This window comes from Roseimaritima multifibrata, assembly GCF_007741495.1.
In the GTDB taxonomy this organism is placed as follows: Bacteria; Planctomycetota; Planctomycetia; order Pirellulales; family Pirellulaceae; genus Roseimaritima; species Roseimaritima multifibrata.
Window position 1 is genome coordinate 3,175,313 of sequence record NZ_CP036262.1, and the last position, 22,512, is coordinate 3,197,824.

The window sequence follows — 22,512 nt, forward strand, 5'->3', positions numbered from 1 at the left end:
GGAACGGCGCAAGCCGTCCGGCCGTCGGCCTGGAACTTGTCGCGCATTGGCCGGAGGGCTGGTGTCTGCCCTTCTTAGCGGAACGGCGCAAGCCGTCCGGCCATCGTGCTGGAATCTGTCGCGTATTGGCCGGAGGGCTGGTGTCTGCCCTTCTTAGCGGAACGGCGCAAGCCGTCCGGCCATCGTGCTGGAATCTGTCGCGTATTGGCCGGAGGGCTGGTGTCTGCCCTTCTTAGCGGAACGGCGCAAGCCGTCCGGCCATCGTCTTGGAACTTGTCGCGTATTGGCCGGAGGGCTCGCGCCCTGCCGCTAAGAAGTTCTTGCGGAGGGGTCGTGCCCTGCCGCTAAGAAGTTCTTGCGGAGGGCTTGCGCCGTTCCGCTTGGAACATGATCCGTAGGATGCCGGTGTCGGACTTGCTGGGCAGAGGGCGTTCTCTGCTGCGGCTTACTTCAAGTACTGACGGATGGTTTCTGATACTTGGTTTGCCAGTACTTTTTGTGCGGCGGCGGTCATGTGGACTCCGTCGGACGCGATTAGGTCGTCGGTTGACTGACCGTCTGCTGGTGTGGCGATGGCCGCGTTCAGGTCGTTTACTGGGACTTCCAGCTCTTTCATCACCTTCAAGGCGATTGCGTTGTATTGCTGGATGCTTGCGTTTAGCAGTTCGTAATCTCGCCCTTTTCGGTAGTCGCTCGCTCGCTGGTCATGCAGCGGGGTGGTTGTCGCGAAGATTACGATCGCTTCGGTGTTCTCTCGGATTTGCTTGACAATCTCGCGGAGGTTTTTTTCATACTGATCGGGTGAGACCTGGAAAGAACCGTCGGCGATCGTCTTTTTAATGTCATGAATGCCGCAGTTGAAATGGACGATGGCAGGTTGCTTGTTGAGTACCCACGCTGGCAAGTTTTTCAGCACGTTGCGGCTGTCCTGACCGTTTGCCGCAGCACTGATGATTTGTACTTGTCCCTCCAGTTGCTTGGCAACTTTCGGAGCATAACTAAGGCGGATTGAATCGCCCACTAAGACCACTTTAGGGAGGAGTGTGTCAGCTTTTTTTTCAGCGTCCGCTGGCGGAGCTGCGTGCAGTGTCGAGCAAACCGTCAACAGGCCGGCGAGAAAGTATTTCGTGTGCATCTTGAAATCCGAGTTGCTAAGTAACAATGTGCTGTGGGGGATTCCCAATCCGATTACCGCACTAAGTTACCAAGATGGGCCGGGCATTGCCAAGAAGAACGCTATCCAGGGCCGAATCTAGTTTTGATCCCGCCTATTGGCTGTCTCGTTTTAGTCCGCTTCGCGAAGCGAGCGCCTGGGTCGGATCCTCTGGCCAATGGTGTTTGGAATACCGCCGGCGTAGGTCTTTCCGAACCTGCGGGTAGGTGTGTTCCCAAAAACTTGCTAGGTCTTCTGTGATCTGTTGGGGCTGGCGGTTAGGGCCCAGCAGATGTAACAGCAGCGGGACGCGTCCATTGGCCACACACGGTGTTTTGTCCCATCCAAATAATTCTTGCAGGCGAACCGCAAGGATTGGCGGTTTGTCCTCTTGGTACTCGATAGCGACTTCATTTCCGCTGGGGACTTTGATTCGTTCGGGAGCGTGCGTCTGGAGGGCTTGCTGTTGCTGGTAGGAGAGTTTTCCCAGGATGAAATCCCGCCAAGGGGCTTTGGCTAAATCGAGGAAACTCTTTCGTCCTCGACAAAGCTGGAAACAGACCGCGTGGAGGGATTCGGTATCAAGAGCTGGCAGTTCAAGTTCCGGATTCCACTTTTGCAGGAAGCGGATGCGAGCGAGCAGGCGTTGCAGTCCGGTATCTTCCTGCGGGAAGATTCGATCCCAGTTACGGATCGCATGTTCGTGCAACAACGCTTGGCTTTGGTCGTCATCGGCACTTTCGATTGGCGTTTCTTTGAGGAGTAAATCGTTCCAGTACAAACGTCGTCTAGCTGCGATCTGTCGCAGGGAGGGATGGAAAAAAGCTTCGTCCCGTTCCGAAAAACCAGCGGGATCCAGCCATTCATGTTCGACCATGGATGCTTGCCGTACTTTTGCGTCGCCCGTTGCCTGCTGGACGTCGATCACCAAGAACAGATCCCCTTCCTGGACTTTTGATTCGCCGCTCAGTTTGACGCCTTGTCCATTGCCGATAATGGCTCGGTCGCTTCCTCGGGAACGCCGTTTCGCCAAGCGATCGGGATAGGCGGCCAGCAGGGCTCGCATGATCGCGATATCGGAATCTTCTGCATTCGATTCCTGTTTTCCCTTTCCCCCTTCCAGCATCCCTGCCAACTGCTCGGCAACACGGAAGATGTGTCTGGCCGCTGCTTCGTTTGCTTGAGGGTCTTCGGCGCCGTCTGCGTATTTTTCTAAACGATTCAGGGCGTTAAGTATGTCCGATCGGCTATCGAGCAGGTTGTGGTTGCCTCGGTTTTTTCCTCGGACGGTTTTCGGAGGCCCACTGCCGCGGCGAAACGGATCGCGTTCACTCAGCATGGCTGCGGTGACTGCGATACGTTTTGGGATCCCAAATTCTTCGCCTGCTATCAGTAGGCGTGCTAGTCGGGGATGAACCGGCAAACGCAACATTCGTCGCCCGGTCGGAGTGATCCCAGCGTCGTCGATGGCACCCAGGCTTTTCAGCAGGGATTCGGCCGTCGCGACCGCTTCGGGGAATGGAGCATCCAGCCAAGGGAAATCGGCCACACTCCGTTCACCCCAGCCGGCCAGTTGCAGCACCGCTCCGGCTAAATCGGTGCGAAGGATTTCTGGAGTATCAAATTCGGGGCGGCTGCGATGAGTCGCTTGCGTCCACAATCGCTGAGCCATTCCCGCTTCGGTTCGTCCTGCACGTCCGGCGCGTTGATCGGCCGCCGCCATGGAAATAGGTTCGATCTGCAATCGGGGAAAACCGACATCGGGGTCGTAACGCATGACCCTCGCGGCCCCGCTATCGATGACGGCGGTGATCCCGGGGATCGTGACCGATGTTTCCGCGACATTGGTTGAAAGTACGATTTTTCGTTGCCGACTTTCGCGGAGGACTCGGTCTTGTTTGTCGGGAGACAGGTCCCCATACAGGCGGAGGATTTCGGCGCCGCGTGTTTCTGGCAATTGCCGGATCAGAGTTTCGGTTTTCCGGATTTCCCCGACGCCGGGAAGGAACACCAGCAGATGTCCCGGCGTTGCTCGGAGCACGCTTGGTAACGCCGCGGCAACTTGTTCCTCGATGGTGCTGCGGTCCCACTTTTTGGCATAGCGGATTTCGACGGGGTAGCTTCTTCCTTCACTCTCCACCACATCGACTGCGGCGCCGTCCTGGCTGAGGAAATCGGCGATCGGCTGCGGGGCCATCGTGGCACTCATCACGATCAGTTTCAGGTCGGGCCGGACCGTCTGCTTTAATCGCAACAGCATGCCAAGGGAAAGGTCCGATTCCAGACCTCGCTCGTGGAATTCGTCTAGCAGGACCGCATCGATGCCTTCCAGATACGGATCGGCCTGAAGCTGGCGCAACAGGATGCCGTAGGTGACTGCAACCATTTTTGTGTCGCTTCGCCAACGCCGGTCGAAACGTACTTGGTATCCAACGTCATGTCCGATTTGGCTACCCATCAGGTCGGCCAGTCTTGCCGCGGCGGAGCGAGCGGCCAGACGCCGCGGTTGGGCGATCAGGATTCGGCTGGTGATCAAACCGGCCTCTTCCATCGCGATCGGAACGCCCGTTGTCTTGCCGGCACCCGGAGGCGCTTTGATGACGACGGTTCCGCTGGTTTTTAACGCCGCAACGATGTCCGAGAGGACTTCGTTAATGGGAAGACTGCTGGGGATGCGGGTCATGTTGCCTGCAGTTGTTTTTGAATCTCGGCAACCAGGGCGTCATTCATGTCGGGACCAATGGTGTGCGGTCCAGCAAAAGACATGAAGCGAACGTCTAGTTCGGCATTCTTGAGCAGCTGGTAGAGTGCTTCGGCGCTGCTGTAGGGAAGGATGGGGTCACTGGTTCCATGGCTTTGCAGCACTTTGGTATTCGCTAGTCTTGTCGACAGCAACGGTTCCCAGATCGGTTGGCAGATCAACGTGCCGGACATCTGCATCAAAACCGCTGGCGGTTTGTCGATTCCGCGAAGAGCGGTATCCATCGCCAGCATCGCACCCTGCGAAAAACCACCCAGGATCAGCGACGGGTTGGGGCCGTCTAAGGTTTTTACAAGAGCCTCGATCGTTTCGGATAGTGCCTTGCGGGCGACATCTAAACCGGCCGGTTCGTGTTGATGAAGTTCATCAAATTGTTCGGCGTCCATGGCGTCCATCAACCGTTGCATATTCAACGGCCACCAGGCGCGAGCCATCGGCATGCCCAGGTCGGCAAGGTCAAATGGGGCTGCAGGAAAAACAAAGCGGCAACGTTCTGCATCTTCCCCTAACAGATCGACCCATTGGGCTCCGAGGGGAACCAGGTCTTCGCCAGGTGCACCGTAGCCATGGCAAACCACGACCCCAACCGAAGCGGGCTGCTCTCCATCGATAACAATACAGTTCAGAGGGCCCAGTTTCGTTTCGTATGCCTGCATCATTCTTTTTCGGGGTCGAGGTAGAAAGAAGGTTAAGGGAGCGGAAAGCGAAAGCTCAGCTCGCATCGCAGCTCGCTCGCCTATTGTGCGGCGGCTTGCTGTTGCTGCCAGAGCCGTTCCCACTTGTCTGCCATTTCCGAGACGCGCTGCGGGTCTTGTTTGGCTAGGTCATTCGTTTCGGCACGGTCTTTTGCCAAATCGTACAGTTCCCAAGCTTCGCCGGAGGAAGCGACCAATTTCCAGTCCCCGATCCGAATCGCTCGGTTGCCTTCGTGTAACCACCAACGCGTCAGGGAAGGGTTTTGGTCGGCCGAAAAGCTAGCCTGTAAACTTCGTCCCGGCAATGGCATTGGAATCTCGCTAGGCAGGGGAACTCCGGCGACGTCTAAGATGGTTGGAGAAATGTCGACCACATGCGCGACATCATGGCGGAGAGGATCGTCCGCTTTGATTCTTGCCGGCCAATGAACGATCAAGGGCGTCGAAATGCCACCTTCATGAACCAACGTTTTGTGGCGGCGGAATGGGGTGTTCGAAACGGTCGACCAGCCGGGGCCAAGGCATAGGTACGAAGCGGCCGACCCGGGGGCGGCTTGAGGGTCATGCCCATCATTGCGGACCATGATTTCGGCGCTCGCTCCGTTATCCGAGAGAAACAAGATCAACGTGTTTTCCCAGGCATTCATTTCGCGCAGTTGAGCGAAGATGCGGCCAAGTTCTTGGTCGACACGATCGATCATCGCTGCATGCAACGTCATCTTGGTGGCCTGGAATTGTTTCTGTTCGGCTGTTAGGTCGTCCCAGGGAACCGGCCGGTTGATTTCGCCGGGGCCAAGTTGTTCGATTGCGTCGGGGAAAGGGTAGGGGGGCCCCAACTGACGCTCGACGTCTGAGATCGGAGCGTTTACCAAACCAAGTGCTTGGATCCGTTTCCAGCGTTCAGCACGAACCACTTCCCAGCCTTCGTCATACCTGCCTTCGTATTTAGCGATGTCTTCCGGGAGGGCGTGCAGCGGAAAGTGTGGAGCCGTGAAGGCGACGTAGTGGAAGAATGGAGCGTCGACATGCTCTTCTGCATGTTCCTGTAGGCACTCGATGGCATGGTCCGCGATCGCGGTCGTTCCGTAGAAACCTGAATCCCGCGGTATCGCGGGCAGTTTGACGTCATCTTTAAAGTGAGTTTGAGGGCTAAAGAATCGGCCCTGGTCTTGGAGATAGTACGACCGGTCGAAACCCGTTTGAAGCGGTTTGCCATCCAGGTGCCACTTTCCGCTGTGGTAGGAACGGTAGCCCGCTTGAGAGAGATAACTGGGGAGCAGCTTGCCCCATTCCGGACGCTGCCCGCGACCGCCACTTTTAATTCCCGGAACTTGATCTCTGCGGACGGCATGTGGATAAAAACCGGTCAGCAGGGATGCTCTTGTCGGCCAGCAACGGCCCGTATTGTAGAACTGGGTGTAGCGGATGCCGGCGTTTGCCAGGCGGTCCAGATGAGGCGTTTCGATTTCACTGCCATAGCAGCCGAGGTCACTGAAGCCCAGGTCATCGACCATCACCAACAGCACGTTGGGCGGCGTTCGGTCGTCGGCGAATGACGATGAAACGGTCAGCGCCAGCAGGCCCAGCGTTAGCAATCGGCGTGGCAGCGAAATAGCGAAAGGTAACATCCGATTTAAGATCCCGATTGGACGTTTAGGCAGCACAGGCGATTCCCGATGCGGAGCAATAGTCGGCCATCGCTAAGTAGCGGAGTCGCACCGACGGGACCGCCCAAATCGAATTTGGCGATTTCTGCGTACTCCGTTTTCGCAGCCAACACGGTTGCTTCGCCGTTCAGACTGATCACGAGTAGTTTATCGCCAGCGACCAATGGAGACGCGCCGTAGTTTCCGCCGACGCGTTTCATCCAGTGAACGTCCCCTGTGGCGGCGTCGATGCACGAAGCAAAACCTTTGTCGTCGATGAGGAACATCGATGACTGGGCAACAACGGGCGACGGTACGTACGGGGCACCACGAGTGATTCGGTAGACCTCGGCAGCGGAGTCGCCCGTTGGGCGTACGGCGACCAAGTGATTTCCGCCGCCTCCGCTTCCTGCAGTGCCAACGATCAAATCGCCAGCGACCACGGGTGAACTAACGCAGCGTGCGGAGAAGACCTTTTCGTTCCACAGTTTCTTTCCTGTTGCATAATCCAATCCAAACAGGCCGTCGCCGGTGTTGGCGGCAACGATCTGCTTTTTGCCACCGGCGGGTGCGTAGAGTGCGGGGACTCCGTAGCAAACACGGGTTGTCGTCAGCGGGGTTTCCCAGACGGTTTCGCCGGTCGCGGGTTGAACCGCAATCATTCGGCTTTGCCCCGGCGGAACGCCTGCAGGAAGTTGGCCGCCTTGTTGGGAATCAAAAAAGACCAGGAGGTCTCCGATCAGCGCCGGTGAGGTGCCGAAGCCGTGTTGGCTGACCCAGCTGCCAAAATTCCGTGTCCAAACTTCCTCACCATCATGGGTGAAGCATTTCAGAATGGTCTGAGTCGGTTCTCCCCAGGCGACAAACAGGTGCGTGTCATTCGCCGCCGGGGTACTGCTGGCGTAAGTGTTGCGGCTGTGTGTGTGATAGGGCGCGATTGGATAGGAACGCTCCCAGAGGGATTGGCCTGAAGCCAAATCGATCGCAACGACCTTGCGATTTTTGCTGTCGGGGCTGGTTGCCAGCAGGAAAACCTTGCCACCCTGGACGATTGGGCTGCCGACGTCGCGTGAGCCGAAATCGAACTGCCAGTCGTAGTCGTCGGCATCCCACTGGTCCGGGATCGACGCTTGAGGCAGGTAACCATTGCCACCTGGGCCGCGAAAACGAGGCCACTGCGTCGAATCCGCTGCGGGTTCTGCCGCCAGCAATGGGACACAGGCGAGAAGAAGAATCAGCACTCCGCAGAAGCGGATTTGGGGAAGAAGTCGCATCGTGGGCCCTTGTTCGGGTAGGGAATGGTTTGGAGGGGAGCAACTTATTTTAGATCCAAGACCCAAAGAAGCGGTCCTATTATCCCGGAATTTCGCTGTGCGGTTTGTCATTTCGCATTATTTCGCCGTGCGGATGATCATTTCGCCGTGCGGATCGTAGCGATGGTAGCGGTCCGATATCGCAGGAATTCAGACGATTTTAGCCAACCATCCCCGATGACGTGAGGCTCCCTTAGCTCTGACCTACAGTTTCTTGGAAATAGCCCCCTGAAGGACCCCAAGACGTGCTTACGATAGAACGCGAAAACGATTTTGCCTTGCTCGACAACTCGGATCAATGGGATGCCATCAGTGGCGGAATCCCGTTTCGTCAATCGCATTGGCTGCGGACATGGTGGAACGCATTTGCCGAGGATTTGGGACCGTCCGCCGAACCGTACCTCGTCACCGCTCGAGACGAAAATCAGAATTTGGTTGCGGTTTTGCCCCTTTATCGATTTCGCCACCGCGGACGCTCGGTTTTGTCGGCGATAGGCCAAGGAGCCGCCTGCACCGATTTTGTATCCGTCCTAAGTTCGTTGGATGTCGATCGTTTGGAACTGGGGCGTCAGATCGGGATCGGGGTGGGCGAACTGTCGCGGTCGCCAGCAGATGCCTGGGACCGGATCGATTTGGATGGGATGGTCGAAGGGGACGACGCCATTGGCGGATTGGCAAGCGGGCTGCAGGAATGCCGAGCCACCGTCCAAGCGATCTCTCGAATGAGCGTCTGGGCTCGGTCGACCGATGGATTGACCTGGGATGAATACACCAGTCAGCTAAGCCGCACCAACCGGCGTAAAACAAGACAGCGAAGCCTCCGCGTTGAATCGACCGACGATCTCGCTTGGAAATTTCCGGAAACCGAAGCGGAAGTCGTCGAAGCAACCGAAATGCTCATCAAGATCCATCAGAAAAGATGGACCGCCGTTGGTCAGCCCGGCAGTTTTGCCCTGCCAGCGATGAAACGATTTATCGGTGACTTGACGATTGAATTGTTTCGCAAGAATCAACTCAGGATGCCCATCTTGTGCCGCTCGGGAGAACCGATTGCGGTGGAGCTTCAGATCCAGGCGGAAAACCGCGTCTTGTACAACTACTCAACCGGCATGGACTGCAACCACGAGGATATCGAACCGGGGCATATCATGACGATGTCTTCGCTGCGATACGCGTTCGAGAACGGTTTGTTGGCAATGAATCTGATGCGTGGGGACGAACCGTATAAAGCTAGAATGCGAGCGGAGCCTCAGAAGTTGATCCGAATGTTCGCGTTGGCTCCGGCACGCTCGACTCCCATCCAGCGTGCCGCGTGGCAAGCCGCTTGGGATGCCAAGCAGTGGGTTCGCCATCAGCTTGGCCGCCCCTCGGTTGATCAGATCAATCTGACGGGAGAATCGACGGAGTCCGATGAAAAAATTCTGCCGTCGGACCAAAGTGAAACCGCGAATCTGAACTAAACGCTATTACTGAGTGTCGACCAAGAAGGTTCCGTTGTCAGCAACGTTGAACAGTGGCCGGTTGTAACCGTCGCACTTGCCGGTTGCACCACATGGTCGCCAAACCACCGACATCGAAACATTCCAGTTCTCTTCGTGGACTCCGAAGGTCCGTTCGCCGTCGCCTGGATTCAGGTAGGTGAATCCTCCGCGAAGTCCCCAGCGGCCACGCATCGGAGTGGATGCGATGATGCCGAAGAGTGTGTCTTCGTTGTCGGTCGTGCCGATGAAGCCGTCGACGTAACCGTCTCCGCCAAGGTCTCGGCGGTAAAAGAAGCGGTGTTGGTCGGTTGCTTCCAGCGACAGAAGTCCCATCACGGTGGCACCCGTGTCGTCGATCAGAGCGGTACGTGAGGAGGAATCGCTGACGCCTCCGGTGAATCGATAACCAAATTCGTGGCAGGTTCCGGTCTTCCAGCTGAATTCGCCGCGAAGTTGAGCAAGGTTGGCGTTGTAGTACCAGTCGTCGCTCAGGTAATCGATGACCATTCCCATCTGCAACCCGTAATCGACGCGTCGGAAGAATCCACCGGTCACGAAGACTTGGTTGCGTTGGTCATTGCTGAAGGGAGTCTTTTCAAGGTTATTCTGAGTCGTTCGGAAACCGAGTTGGGCTCCCCAGTCGATTCCGATGATCGGTTTCAGCGAGCGGCTTTCGTTCAGTCCTTCGTGAAATCCGAAACTGCCTGCTCCGCTACGATCATTCAGTAGCCCGCCAGCCGCAAAGTTTGGAGCTCCCGTAAATCCTTGAACCCCTGCAAAGAATTCGAATCGACACCAGTTGATCGGAAGGATTGGCAGAAACAGAGGGACACATTCCGCTGTGCCGCAACCTGGCCCGACTCCGCACGATGCACCGTAGACGGCGCTACCGCAGGAGTCACAGCCTGGTTGGCCACACGCGAAACCTTCGACGCCGCAAGCGGGTTCGAAGATTCCACCTGGTCCTCCGCCACAAGTTCCTCCACAGCTACCCGAGCAATACCCTTCGGCTCCACAAGCCGGTTCGCAGCTGCAAACCGGGCCGTCGCATCCACAGGATGCTTCGATCCCACAGGACGGGCCCTGCCCGTAGTAGGATGCTGGCTGTAGGCCGTTGGGAATGGGGGCTGCGTTTAGTTGTCCATGAGCCGCTTGCCGAACCACTGAAGGGCGGCGTGAAACGCTGGCTGGCTTGCTGCCACCGAGACGTCCAAACAGCGGCTGAGGCTGGTTGTTCGTGGGCTGCGAAGCTCGCGTTGTGCGGTTTCGGTTTGTTGTATGGGAAGTCCGAGAGACAACCGGTTTACGGCGGACCGCCGGTGCTGGAACCGCTTTGGTTCGCTGATCTCGATAGACGACCCGTTGGACCGTGGATTCGTCTGCGGGCGGCCGAGGAATCATCAGATCCTCATCGGCATCCGAGCGAACCTTTTGGGTTGCGGTTACCGGTGTCGCATGCTGGAGATCGATTTGACGCGATGCGTAAGAGGAGTCCTCGCCAAAACTCGAGTGACTGCTAGCAATCCCAGTGAGGAGAGCAAATGCACATCCCCAGCATCCACGAGTAGCGATCTTCAATCCGTTTCGCGAAAGCCATTCCATCGACTTCACCCTTTTGACGTTATCAATAACGCTCTAAATGAACGTGCTCGGGAACCTGCAGTCGGTTCCTTATAAACGTCTATCGGCCGGCAAAGTCGTTAACATTAGAAAAGTTCCCCTAACCGGAATAAATTACCGAATCGGTAACTTCAGCCAGTATTTTGCAGGCTATTTCTTTGTCCAATAGTCGACCACCAGCACTTTTTCCAAGTGAGGCTGCAAAATTTTGACAAAAGCTTTGTGGGCTGGATGAGGCAAATATTTTTCGCGGCCCTCTTCCGATTTGAAGGTGACAGTGAAGCAATGCGTGAATCCATCGGCCAAACCTTCCGGGCTGTTGTCGGTCCCGTATTCAAAGTCGACGATCGAATCGATTTGTCCGGGCAACTTAGCGAAAGCTGTAACGATCTCCTGCACTTCCTCAGGCGTAGCCGAATCATTGAATTTGAACAAAACAACGTGGCGAAGCAGCGAGGGAGTTTGGGTTTCTGTTTCTGTTTCCGTAGCCGCATTCGCGGTCGATTGAGTTGGCATGAACGCATTCAGCACGAAAACGGCTGGCAGAACGAGGGCGAGGGTGGTGGCAATAACCGTCAAACGTCGATTCATCGGGGGAGTCTCTTGTGCGATTTAGGTGGGATGGGGAAGAGGTGCCCCTATTCTATCCAACCAAGCGTTCCAGTTCATCTGGTTTGTCGCCCAAGTTTCGCCAAAGCCGGAAAAAGCGGAAGATGTCGCCACGGCTTTTCCTAGCGGAACGGCGCGAGCCGTGCGGTGAATAAATGAAGAAAGTCTGGCTCCCCTCGCCCCTAAGCGAGCTCTTTGTTGCGGAAGAAATCTCTGCTAGCTCGTTACGTAATCTCTGCCTCTTTGTTTGATTTAGTGGAGCTTGCTTGGGGGAGAGGGGCTGGGGGTGGACTGTCAAAAATGGTTTGGTGCTGCATTTTGCACTACCCGAGAGATTCCAGGGATGCTTCGGCAAAGGCGATCCGTCGTTTCGAATTAAGCGTCTGACCAAGATTATCCTCCACCCAGGCACGCATTTGCTTGGTTGAAATAGACGACAGACACGTACGCACTGACGAAGCGTCCCAGCGACGAAGCACCATCGGCATCGCCGATACCAAACTGGTCAATCCGCCTTTGCTCTGCTGACCTTCGAGTTGTTTAAATGCGCCGAAACTTGACTCCATGTTTTCGGTTGATAACCAGGCGCGATCTCGCGTGGCTAGCTTCGATTCGTTAGCCAGCACAAATTCGATGAGCGTTTCGATTAATCTGTCACATACTTCACATGCTGGCTGATCTTGGCATTCGTCTTCAAACGCCTTGCGAAGTTTCTTCGCTGTTCCATGAGCGAGCCCTTCTCGGTTGATCAATCGCAGGCCGATCTGAATAACCCTTTGGCATCGACTCCAAATCGACAAGTCCTCCCGATAGCCACGAATCCAACCGAATTTTTCATTGAAGCGTTTTGCTGTGACACCTTGCCGAGACCTCGACCGCGGATGCGACGCTTGGTAGGACAACATCTGTCCCCAACGCAGAACTGGTCCAAGATTCATGAAGCGAGCCTTGGTCTTGAGCGTTGGCGGTGTGAGGTGACACAGCTCGGTCTGTTGTACCGTAGAGCGACTGCGGCCTAACCAGCTCAGATAGCTTTGGAAGCGATCGTTGCTTTTCAAAATTCGCTCCAATGCATTGGCGGCGAAGTGCTTGAAATCACCCAGTACGATGGTTGATCTTTCTGCGTTTTGCAGTACATCCGCACTCTCACGTAGTTCTACCGCCCCGTCGCTAAGCAAGAATTTTGGCGTGCCGTGGATCGCCTGAAGCTCGCGATACACTTGCCGCATGTCGTCGCGTTTCCACTGGATTCCCGGGCGAACGGCCAGTGGTCGAAGTTGTTCACGAGCGAGTGTTTGACCCGGCGGCGGTAAATCTTTGGCCCGGATGGCGAGTACCTGTAAAACCTTCTCTTGTCCGACTTGGTTGGAGTGATCGACCATCCAGATCCAATCGTCAGCCTCCTCCGGAGGTTCCCCGAGAACTGCCACTCCGGCGCGGCACGCCCATGTACGGATGGTTTCTGCCGTGGGGATTTTACTGATGATCCCAAAGGCTTCAAAGACGATTTGAAGAGCGGACACCGCTGGTCGAAAGCCGATACGACGAGCAAGGTTCAAGCACAAGGCGATCGTCGCAGCACCGTATTGATGTCCTGGCAATGGTAGATCGCCCCGAAGCGTTGGAACTCTGTTGCGGCATTGCCGCTGTTGCTCGCATAGTGATTGGATCTCAGCGTGAGCCTCTCGCAGATCGTGCTTCGCTTGGTCGAGGCATCGCTGCTGCTGCTCAAGAGAAGCTCGTAACTGGCGATTTTCTTGTTTGATCCGTTCAGCCCTGACAGCCTGATTATTTCGACTTCGCAGCAATGTGCGTGCGGTTTCATAAAGAGATGAGCTGTACTGACCGAGAGAATTTGTGAATAATGCCATCGCTGTTGCGTTCCTTCGCTTTGGGAGATTTCGTAACCAACCAATACGAAAGTTCGTAGCAGCTTCCAATCCAAATTTTTACCGTGCTTACCAAAACGGCCTTCTTTTTGACGGTCCAGGCTGGGGGAGAGGGGGAGATTTTCAGGCGGCGATTTTGCAGCGAAGACGCGGTGAAAGCCTCGGATTTCAGCCGATTATGCCACGCCTTGCCCAACGCTGTCGGCCCCTCTCCCCCAGCCCCTCTCCCCAAAAACAAGCCTTTAAATTGACCTTAATTGAATTAGCTGGCGAACCGTTGATCCGGTATCAAACCTGTTTTAGGCGAGCTTGTTTTGAGGGCGAGGGGAGCCAGACTTACTTCATTTACAGATCGTGCGTCCTCTGAGGCGGAGAGCTTAGCAAGCACGAGTCTCGGAGAGACTCTACTACGTGCCATTGCCCAAAAAAAGTGGCTATGAATGAACAATGGTGTCGCGTCGGTCCTGCACTCGTAGCTCCGCCTCTCGGGACGTGCGATAAATAAATGAAGAAAGTATGGCTCCCCTCGCCCCTAAGCGAGCTCTTTGGGGCGGAATAAATCTCTGCTAGCTCATTGCGTGATCTCTGCCTCTTTGTTTGTTTTAGTGGAGCTTGCTTGGGGGAGAGGGGCTGGGGGAGAGGGGGAGATTTCCAGGCGGCGATTTTGCAGCGAAGACGCGGTGAACGCCTCGGATTTCAAGCGATTATGCCACGCTTTGCCCAACGCTGTCGGCCCCCCTCCCCCAGCCCCTCTCCCCAAAAACAAGCCTTTGAATCGACCTTAATTGAATTAGCTGGCGAACCGTTGATCCAGTATCAAACCTGTTTTAAGCGAGCTTGTTTTGAGGGCGAGGGGAGCCAGACTTTCTTCATTTATAAATCGCACGTCCCCAAGCCGTGCGGATCGCCCCCCCTTCCCGCTTCACCGCATCATTGCGATTTCCATTGGCGATCGAGCCGTTACTTGCGGGACGACATTGATGGTATCGCTTGCCGCACAGCGTTGAATGTCCGCTCCAAATCCCAAACGGTCTAAATTCCGGCCCCCTTGAGACTGCCTCAACCGTTCTGCAAGCGATTGGCCTTGCTCGTCCTGCAGCCAGTATCGCCTAGCGATTTCGGCGGAGTCATTATCGATTTTGGCTCCGAACGATTTACAGCAAGCATCGACAATTCGCCCGGCAAGGAGGGTGTCTTCGCCCGTGATCGAACCGTCCGTACCGGCACAGATGATATGGATCGGTTGGTTGGAATGCGGCAGTGCAGCGACCACGGCGGCGGCGTTTGTAAAACTAGCGGTCAGGATCTTTTCAAAAGGCTGCGCGGCCTGCAGAGCCTTTGTCCCGTTGGTGGTTGTTAAGCAAAGGGTTTTGCCTTGAACCGTTTCTCGATCGTATTCCGCAGGCGAATTACCGAGGTCGAACCCTAGGATTGGCTGGCAATTCCTTTCGCCACATAGCAGGACGGCCTCTTGCTGATCCCGCAGCCCCATTGCGTGGGATCGTGCTTCCTCTAAGTCCGCGAACGTCAAAATTCGTTTTGCGCCGTTGGCAAGGGCGGCCGAGACGACGGAGGTCGCGCGGAGGACATCGATCACGATCGCCGTCGCGGGTAAAACACCGGAATCCTGACCGTCCGGAGCAACCGCTCCGAGTGGTTTAGGAAGCAGTTCGGAGGGTAAAAACGAAACGGTTATTCGCATCATGTGTTCGATCGTTCGCAAAATGGTCGACGCCCGGAAGGAGGTGCCTCTTCGCCGAGGAGCCTCCGGAGCGATGAAAAAGCCGCAAGCGGGGGCACTGCCACACTTTTTTAGGCGTTCTTATGGCGGTTCGTCAAAACCGTTAGATTGTAGAGAGCATATTGATCAGGACTTATCCTCTCTACACTACTTTGCTCGGCGAACGGACTCATGTCGCAATCATCGACTGTTGAAGCATCGGAAACGTTGCTGCCACGATTCGGATTGTCGGAGTTCCGTCCGGGGCAGGCTGACGTTGTCCAGAATGTATTGTCTGGCAAGGACGTCCTTTGTGTGATGCCAACGGGAGGTGGTAAAAGTCTTTGTTACCAGCTTCCAAGTTTAGCGATGGAGGGGACGACGATCGTTGTCTCGCCATTGATCGCCCTGATGAAAGATCAGGTCGACACGTTAACCCATCGTGGAATCCCCGCAGCGATTTTGAACAGCACACTTTCTGCCAGTGAACAAGCGGATGTGATGCAGCGAATGTCGCGGGGTGAATTCGAAATGGTTTACGTCGCGCCGGAACGTTTGCGCAATCGCCATTTTCAAGATGCCGTCCGGGGGGCCAATGTGACGTTGCTGGCGGTCGATGAAGCCCACTGCATGAGCGAGTGGGGGCACGACTTCCGCCCTGATTATGCACGTCTGGGGATGTTTCGCGAACGCTACCTGAATAATGTCCAGACGATCGCTTTGACCGCGACCGCAACGCCCACCGTTCGCGAAGACATCCAAGGGCTGCTGAATATGCAGCAGCCAGCCTGCTTCGTCACTGGGTTTGCCCGTTCGAACCTCTATTTCGGAGTCACCCACACCAAGGGCGACCGGGAAAAAGATGAGGAAGTCCTTAAATATCTGAAGGCTCAGAAGGGGACGGGAATCGTGTACGCGGCAACACGTAAACGCTGCGAGGAACTGGCCGATTGGTTGCCCGGAAAACTGGGCCGCCGCGTCGGGGTTTACCACGGCGGTTTGGATGGTAATCAACGCCGCGAAATGCAAAACAGTTTCATGGCCGGGGAACTGGCGGTGATTGTTGCCACAAACGCGTTTGGCATGGGGATCGATAAATCGGACCTTCGCTTTGTCGTGCATTACAACATGCCGGGAAGCTTGGAAGCCTACTATCAAGAGGCCGGACGTGCAGGACGCGATGGCCTGCCAAGTGAATGTCGCTTGTTTTTTGCTTACTCCGATCGCTATGTCCAAGAATTTTTCATCGAGAATCGTTATCCCAGCGCGGAAATGGTCCGGTCGGTATACGAGTATCTGCTCTCGCGATCCGAAGACCCTATCGAACTGACGTTGCAGCAGGTGCGTGACGCTTTGGGAGGCAAGATTTCTGCCGAATCGATCAGCACCGCAGAAGGACTGCTGGCCCGCGCCGGTGTCCTCAAAAGAATGGACAGTAGTGCCAACCACGCCGTGATCCGGATCGACAGTGATTTGTCAACGTTGCAGGACCTGCTCCCCCGCGAAGCGAAACTACGGCGTCGAGTCATGGCGGCGTGCGAGAAAGTTGTCGGGCGGCGTCGTGGCGAGGATGTTTATGTCCGCCCTCAACGACTGGCCGAACTGGCGGGACTGGAAAAGGATCAACTCACTCGCTCACTCCGCGAACTGCTGAAACTGCAGGCGTTCGATTATGTTCCTCCCTTCCGCGGCCGAGCCATCCATTTTCTGCGCCGTGATTTATCGTTCAACGAACTGAATATTGATTTTGAGGAATTGGCGCGGCGTAAGGGAGCGGAGTACGAGAAACTGGAAGCGGTTGTCTCGTTTGCCAGAAATGGTCGTTGTCGCCAGTTGGCAATCCTTGACTATTTCGGCGATCCCAATGCCGCCCGCTGTGGAAACTGCGATCTTTGCAATCCCTCCAAAGCCAAAGTCCTCGACGCGTCCGGGTTGAAATTGACAGCCGGAGTCGACGTCCAAGGAGTCGATAGCGAAGAATTGACGCGTGGGATTCGAGTCGCACTGAGTGGAGTCGCTCGGATGCACGGTCGGTTTGGGAAACAGATGATTGCCCAAATGCTGTCCGGTTCCCAAAGCAAAAAAATGCAGCAGTGGAAATTGAACCGCTTAAGTACCTACGGAATGCTGGGCGGTCTGAAACAGACCCAGGTCTCTGAGGTGCTCGATGCGATCTGCGATGCGGGGCTGGCGGAACAAGTCGAAGTGGATGAACGGCGGCCAACGATGAAATTGAGTGAATTAGGGCACGAGGTTATGAAAGGAGTCACCGTTGTCCCCGCGTCACTGCGATTAACGTTTCCGCTTGCAAAACGATTGGCAGCGTGTGCCGCAAAACTTGAACCTGCTGACATGCCTCGCAAGGAAGCGGGTGAGGAAGGGGCGGGGGATGCCGCCGCCACGTCGACGTCCAGTGATCGCCCTTCGAACGCGTCGTCCGAATCGACTTCCAAGCCAAATGAATTGGTCGTGGAAAAACTGAAACGCTGGCGACGGAAAGTTACCGCGGCGCTTGGAATCCCGGCTTTTCGAGTCCTTTCAAACGCAACGATGGAGCGGATCGCCGTCACGCTGCCAACCGATACCGAACAATTGTCGGCGATCAAAGGAATTGGCCCCTCCACGATCGAGCAGTTTGGATATGACATTGTCGAAATGGTGGTCACCGTCATTTCTCAGGAACCGGATGCGCCGCCGGCTGACCCGCCTGCTGCGGCCGCCGATCACAGCGACCCCGTTGAAGAAGAACCTCGCTCCAGCGAACAGCTCTCGGAACCGGAAGCCAGTCAGCCGCCTGGAAACCCAGCAGGGAACGATTCAACCGGGATTGATTCAACCGGGATTGATTCAACAACCGGTCAACCGACTCAAGATCGGCCTGCGTTGAAGTCGTCTCCTTCGGCGGACGCGTCAAGTACCGTTGCGTCTCGGCCGCAACGGGGCGGTGGCGACGGGCTTTTTAATTTTGAGGATGAGTCCGAAGAGGATTCAGACGTTTCTGCGAATGTGCCACCGTCGCCCCAAACCGCCGACGCCCCACCCGCGGACGATGTTTCTGTCGAAGATCAGCCCGCCTTCTATTGGACTTGGAGACTCTTTTCCGACGGCTATGGTATTCCTGAGGTTATGGCGATTCGGCAGCAGGACGGCTCTTCACTTATCAAAGACCTGTTGGCAGCCGCAGCGGCTGGCTATTCGGTCGAGTTGTCTTGGGTTATCGAAGACGAACTGCGACCGATCGTCGATCGATTCATGGACCTTTCGTTGCCGGAGCGAAGTCGCTTAGCATCCGAACTGCCGGCGGGTTTTGATTTAAATCTGTTGGAATTGGCACATCGACTCAGGTGAGTCGTCCGCGGTCGATGGTTTGAGCGAAAGGGGCATTTTGCCGACAGCCGCCGGATCACCGAAGATCGGACCGTCCTGAGGAAAAACATTCCTCGTTGGCTGGCTGGGCAGTTTGGCTTCGGCAGTCACGTAGCGACGCTCGCCAGGGCGTCAGAGACCGGCAATACGTCACGAATCGATTTCACGTCCCGAGCGAAAGGCGACAATCCCTAACTTGCAGCTCGTAGGTTTTGGGGGGGGCGTGGTTTTTGGGGGTAGTGAGACGCTTAAAATGGTGTCATTTGCAGACCTTCTGCCGATGACTTGTGCCCGGGGGGGACGTTTCCAAGCAAGGCAAGGGTGGAGGCGTTTGGCGGATGCTGGTTTGGGATTTCCGCCCGCGATATCTGATTCGCCGCTCAATTCACCCGTTCCCGGATCTCCTTGGGGACAAATTGTCGCAACGAGCGACCCTCTCTTTCCTAAGGCGGATGACCTTTATTCATGCTCATTCTAAATAAATTGGGTGTCTCTCCTTAGCGACGTTGTTGATGGTTAGCCAACCCTTGTTATGCTCGCTACAATCCTAGATGAGCTGGGACGCTTTTCCCAAAAACGACCATCATTCGGAGCCACGAGAAAGCTGTAATGGAGAACACTTCGGAGAAAAAAAAACGCGATGGAGGTGACGAAGGGAGCGGCGGCAATCGCCGCGGTAACAACGCCCTGCTATTGATGCTGGTTTTTGCCACTGTCCTTGGCATCATGTACTTCAACCGTAGCGTCCAACGCGACTCAATCACTTACAGCTTTTTTCAGAGCGAGCTGGATCGTGGAAATATTGAATCGGTCGAAATTGGTACGACCTATATCTATGGGCAATTCAAAACGCCCCCTCCTCCCGAGAAGAAACCGGGAAAATCGGATCAGGATGCCAAATCAGATGATGGGACACCGACGAAGCTGCGGAAAGAGTTTGTCACCAACCGGCTTCCAGACGATGGTTCGCTTACCGAACTAAAGGCTGAGCTGAAGGAAAAAGGGGTGGTGGTCGATGCGATCCCCCCTGACAACACCATCGAAATCCTTTCGTTTTTGATGATCATTGGCTTGCCGCTGGCCATTATCGGTTTCTTTATCTACACACTCCGCCGCAGCCGTGGCGATATGATGGGGGGCGGATTCCTTTCAGGATTCAGCAAAAGTCCCGCGAAACGCTTCGAAATGTCCGAACAAGCAATCACGTTTAAGGACGTGGCGGGTTTGGAAGGAGTGAAAGCCGATTTGCAGGAAATCGTTGATTTCCTCAAAAGCCCTGAGAAATTTCAGAAGCTGGGCGGTCGCGTCCCCAAAGGAGTGCTCCTCAATGGGCCTCCGGGGACCGGAAAAACACTGCTCGCACGTGCTGTTGCCGGCGAAGCGGACGTCCCTTTCTTCTCCGTCAACGGTTCCGAATTCATCCAGATGTTTGTCGGTGTCGGTGCCAGTCGGGTACGCGACCTGTTCAAGACGGCAAAAGATGCCAGTCCGGCCATCATTTTTATTGACGAAATCGATGCGGTCGGTCGCCAACGTGGTGCCGGTTTGGGAGGCGGTCACGATGAACGTGAACAGACTCTCAACCAAATCCTTAGCGAAATGGACGGGTTTAGCCCCAGCCAAACCGTGATTGTCGTCGCGGCAACCAACCGCCCCGACGTCCTCGATCCGGCTCTCCTTCGTCCAGGTCGTTTCGATCGCCATGTGACCGTCGGCAGGCCAACGCTTAAAGGTCGCGAGGCGATCTTTAAGGTGCATGTTCGCGACGTCCCGTTGGCAGACGATGTCGATCTGCATCGCTTGGCCGCTGGAACCGTCGGACTTACCGGAGCCGATATTCGCAATATGGTCAACGAAGCCGCTCTCTGGGCAGCTCGTGAAAATAAGCAAACGGTTGATATGGCCGACTTTGAATATGCTCGAGACAAAATTCTGATGGGGGCCAAACGTGAAGAGGTCCTGCAGGAGTCGGAAAAAGAGAAAACGGCGTATCACGAAGCTGGCCATACGCTGACCGCTTGGCACTTGGACGGTGCAAATATCGTTCACAAAGTGACGATCATTCCCCGCGGACGAGCCCTCGGCGTCACGCAGTATGTCCCGGCAGAAGATCGCCTGAGTATTTCCAAACGGGAACTCGATCATCAGTTGATCGTTTTGCTTGGCGGACGTGCTGCTGAAAAAATTGTTTACGACGAACAGACTGTCGGTGCCGAAAACGATCTCGAACGGGCGACCAATATTGCCCGCCGGATGGTGACGCACTGGGGAATGAGCGATCGACTGGGACCGGTCAGCTATAAAACCTCCGAAGAGGATCCGTTCTTGGGTCGCGAAATGCACAAGACGCGGCATTTCAGCGAACATACCCAGGAAATGATCGATGAAGAGGTTCACAACATCCTCGCCGCCGCCGATCAAGCGGCCCGTGATCTGTTGACCGAGCACCGAGAAGAACTGGAAAGTATTACTCGAGCGCTTCTCGAACGCGAAGAGCTGAGCGAAGCGGAGTTGACGGAAATTCTTGGACTCTCTATCCAGGTTCGCCAACGTCGTGAAACCGGTAAGGAATCACCGGAAACCGTTCAGGGCCCAGAAAGTGCTTCCGAGCATAGCCCAGGTTCAGCGATTAAACGCGACGATCAAACTGCGGAATGAGTGCTAAGAAAAGCTCTGGCGATGGACGTAAGGTGCGTGCGGAGTTCCGCAAGAAGCACCAAGGCAGAGTCCGCGAAAGTGATTTGACACGGCGCTTCCAACAAGGCGATACCGACGCCTTGGAAGACGCCGTCAAGGAAGAACGTGTCAGTGGAAAAGGTGATCTGACGCGGCACCGGACGATCATGGGCTCCGCTTCAAACCCAGGCGATTCGGCCGGTTTGGCGGTTCACTTGGATGTGGACGCAGCTCAGATCGGTGGCCGAGTCCTCAGCGTGCACGGGCTGCAAAGCCGCGTCCGCGGAGAGGACGGAGTTATCTACGAGTGCACGGTCCGGCAGTTGCTGAAATCGCTGACAACCGATCAGCGTCACGTTGTGGTTGCCGGGGATCATGTTGCGATCCGCGTCGGAGGGCCCAAAACCGGCACGATCGAAAGGATCAAGCCCAGGACCAGTGAACTCTCCCGGACCAGCAAAGGACGGCAGCACGTTATTGTCGCCAATGTCGACTACTTGCTAATCGTTGCCAGTGCGGCGGAACCTGGTCTGAAACCGAATCTGATCGACAGGTTTCTCTTGACCGCGGAACAGTTTCGGATCCAGCCAATCATCTGCATCAACAAGATGGATTTGATCTCTCCTGCGGAATTCCAACCCATTATGGGAGTCTACGCTCAGCTGGGGTACCGCGTTCTGCTTACCTCTGCAGAAACTGGCCAGGGCGTCCCGTTTCTAAAGGCGCTTGTAAAAGACAGCCAGACCGTCGTGGCCGGACAAAGTGGAGTCGGTAAAAGTAGTCTATTAAACGCTTTGGAGCCCGATCTGGCTTTGCGAATCGGCAAGGTGAGTGCAGAGAACAGCAAAGGAAAGCATACCACCACCGCTTCGCAGTTGATCCCGCTGGCCGAAGGGGGATACGTCGTCGACACCCCTGGAATCCGTCAGTTCCAATTGTGGGATATCACCGTGCGAGAAGTAGGCGGGCTGATGCGAGACCTACGTCCTTTTGTGAACGCCTGCCGATACCCCGACTGCATTCATTTCAACGAAGATGAATGTGCCGTCAAAGACGCCGTCGCCGACGGACACATCGATGCCAGACGATACGATGCTTACTGCCAGATCATCGAAGATCTTCAGCCCTAATTTCTAGCGGCACGGCGCAAGCCGTCCGGCCCGTTGGCAACCCCGTGCACTGGCCGGACGGCTCGCGCCGTTCCGCTACTAGAAGGCCCAACATCTTAGCGGCACGGCGCAAGCCGTCCGGCCCGTTGACATCGCCGTGCACTGGCCGGACGGCTCGCGCCGTTCCGCTACTAGAAACCCAAGGTCTTAGCGGCACGGCGCAAGCCGTCCGGCCCGTTGGCATCGCCGTGCACTGGCCGGACGGCTCGCGCCGTTCCGCTACTAGAAACCCAACATCTTAGCGGCACGGCGCAAGCCGTCCGGCCCGTTGGTATCTCCGTGCACTGGCCGGCCGGCTCGCGCCGTTCCGCTACTAGAAGCCCAACATCTTAGCGGCACGGCGCAAGCCGTCCGGCCCGTTGACATCACCGCGCACTGGCCGGACGGCTCGCGCCGTTCCGCTACTAGAAGCCC

The 22,512-nt window shown here is 55.9% G+C and carries 14 protein-coding genes; 5 read left to right on the forward strand and 9 right to left on the reverse strand.

Annotated features, from left to right (window positions below):
* Window positions 1-445: 445 nt before the first annotated feature.
* Window positions 446-1,135, reverse strand: coding sequence for an SGNH/GDSL hydrolase family protein (locus FF011L_RS11610; protein ID WP_145351825.1), 690 nt, complete (start codon window positions 1,133-1,135; stop codon window positions 446-448).
* On the opposite strand from FF011L_RS11610, the gene FF011L_RS27025 reads away from it, so the two are divergent.
* Window positions 1,128-1,256, forward strand: a complete 129-nt coding sequence (locus tag FF011L_RS27025) for a hypothetical protein (protein WP_261342564.1) — start codon at window positions 1,128-1,130, stop codon at window positions 1,254-1,256. The two genes, FF011L_RS11610 and FF011L_RS27025, sit on opposite strands and share 8 nt — an antisense overlap.
* Before the next feature lie 12 nt (window positions 1,257-1,268).
* Here FF011L_RS27025 and hrpB read toward each other — a convergent pair whose 3' ends face one another.
* From hrpB to FF011L_RS11630, 4 genes are all read right to left on the reverse strand, one after another.
* Window positions 1,269-3,836 carry an ATP-dependent helicase HrpB gene (gene hrpB / locus FF011L_RS11615; protein WP_145351826.1) on the reverse strand — a complete coding sequence of 856 codons (2,568 nt, stop codon included), beginning with the start codon at window positions 3,834-3,836 and terminating at the stop codon, window positions 1,269-1,271.
* Window positions 3,833-4,573, reverse strand: coding sequence for an alpha/beta hydrolase (locus tag FF011L_RS11620; RefSeq protein WP_145351827.1), 741 nt, complete (start codon window positions 4,571-4,573; stop codon window positions 3,833-3,835). The genes hrpB and FF011L_RS11620 overlap by 4 nt, the downstream gene beginning before the upstream one ends.
* Window positions 4,574-4,650: 77 nt before the next feature.
* Window positions 4,651-6,237, reverse strand: a complete 1,587-nt coding sequence (locus FF011L_RS11625) for an arylsulfatase (protein WP_145351828.1) — start codon at window positions 6,235-6,237, stop codon at window positions 4,651-4,653.
* A 5-nt stretch (window positions 6,238-6,242) separates the two neighbouring features.
* Complete coding sequence (locus FF011L_RS11630) at window positions 6,243-7,529, reverse strand: outer membrane protein assembly factor BamB family protein (RefSeq protein ID WP_145351829.1); 1,287 nt, start codon at window positions 7,527-7,529, stop codon at window positions 6,243-6,245.
* Window positions 7,530-7,813: 284 nt separating this feature from the next.
* Here FF011L_RS11630 and FF011L_RS11635 point away from each other — a divergent pair, with 284 nt between their 5' ends.
* Window positions 7,814-9,028, forward strand: coding sequence for a GNAT family N-acetyltransferase (locus FF011L_RS11635; RefSeq protein ID WP_145351830.1), 1,215 nt, complete (start codon window positions 7,814-7,816; stop codon window positions 9,026-9,028).
* 6 nt (window positions 9,029-9,034) lie between these two features.
* Here FF011L_RS11635 and FF011L_RS11640 read toward each other — a convergent pair whose 3' ends face one another.
* The 4 genes from FF011L_RS11640 to FF011L_RS11655 form a co-directional block, all read right to left on the reverse strand.
* Window positions 9,035-10,651, reverse strand: a complete 1,617-nt coding sequence (locus FF011L_RS11640; protein WP_145351831.1) for a DUF6666 family protein — start codon at window positions 10,649-10,651, stop codon at window positions 9,035-9,037.
* 168 nt (window positions 10,652-10,819) lie between these two features.
* Window positions 10,820-11,260 (reverse strand): Dabb family protein, encoded by a 441-nt coding sequence (locus FF011L_RS11645; protein ID WP_246109876.1) that lies wholly within the window; start codon window positions 11,258-11,260, stop codon window positions 10,820-10,822.
* 341 nt (window positions 11,261-11,601) lie between these two features.
* Window positions 11,602-13,149 carry a hypothetical protein gene (locus FF011L_RS11650; RefSeq protein WP_145351078.1) on the reverse strand — a complete coding sequence of 516 codons (1,548 nt, stop codon included), beginning with the start codon at window positions 13,147-13,149 and terminating at the stop codon, window positions 11,602-11,604.
* Between the two features lie 940 nt (window positions 13,150-14,089).
* The gene (locus FF011L_RS11655) at window positions 14,090-14,872 is read right to left on the reverse strand and encodes a 2-phosphosulfolactate phosphatase (RefSeq protein ID WP_145351832.1); all 783 of its coding nucleotides are present in this window, start codon (window positions 14,870-14,872) and stop codon (window positions 14,090-14,092) included.
* A 207-nt stretch (window positions 14,873-15,079) separates the two neighbouring features.
* Here FF011L_RS11655 and FF011L_RS11660 point away from each other — a divergent pair, with 207 nt between their 5' ends.
* The 3 genes from FF011L_RS11660 (at window position 15,080) to rsgA (ending at window position 22,059) form a co-directional block, all read left to right on the forward strand.
* Window positions 15,080-18,235 carry a RecQ family ATP-dependent DNA helicase gene (locus FF011L_RS11660; protein WP_145351833.1) on the forward strand — a complete coding sequence of 1,052 codons (3,156 nt, stop codon included), beginning with the start codon at window positions 15,080-15,082 and terminating at the stop codon, window positions 18,233-18,235.
* 627 nt (window positions 18,236-18,862) lie between these two features.
* Complete coding sequence (ftsH, locus tag FF011L_RS11665; protein WP_145351834.1) at window positions 18,863-20,911, forward strand: ATP-dependent zinc metalloprotease FtsH; 2,049 nt, start codon at window positions 18,863-18,865, stop codon at window positions 20,909-20,911.
* Window positions 20,908-22,059 (forward strand): ribosome small subunit-dependent GTPase A, encoded by a 1,152-nt coding sequence (rsgA, locus tag FF011L_RS11670; protein WP_145351835.1) that lies wholly within the window; start codon window positions 20,908-20,910, stop codon window positions 22,057-22,059. The genes ftsH and rsgA overlap by 4 nt, the downstream gene beginning before the upstream one ends.
* The last annotated feature ends 453 nt before the right edge of the window (window positions 22,060-22,512 follow it).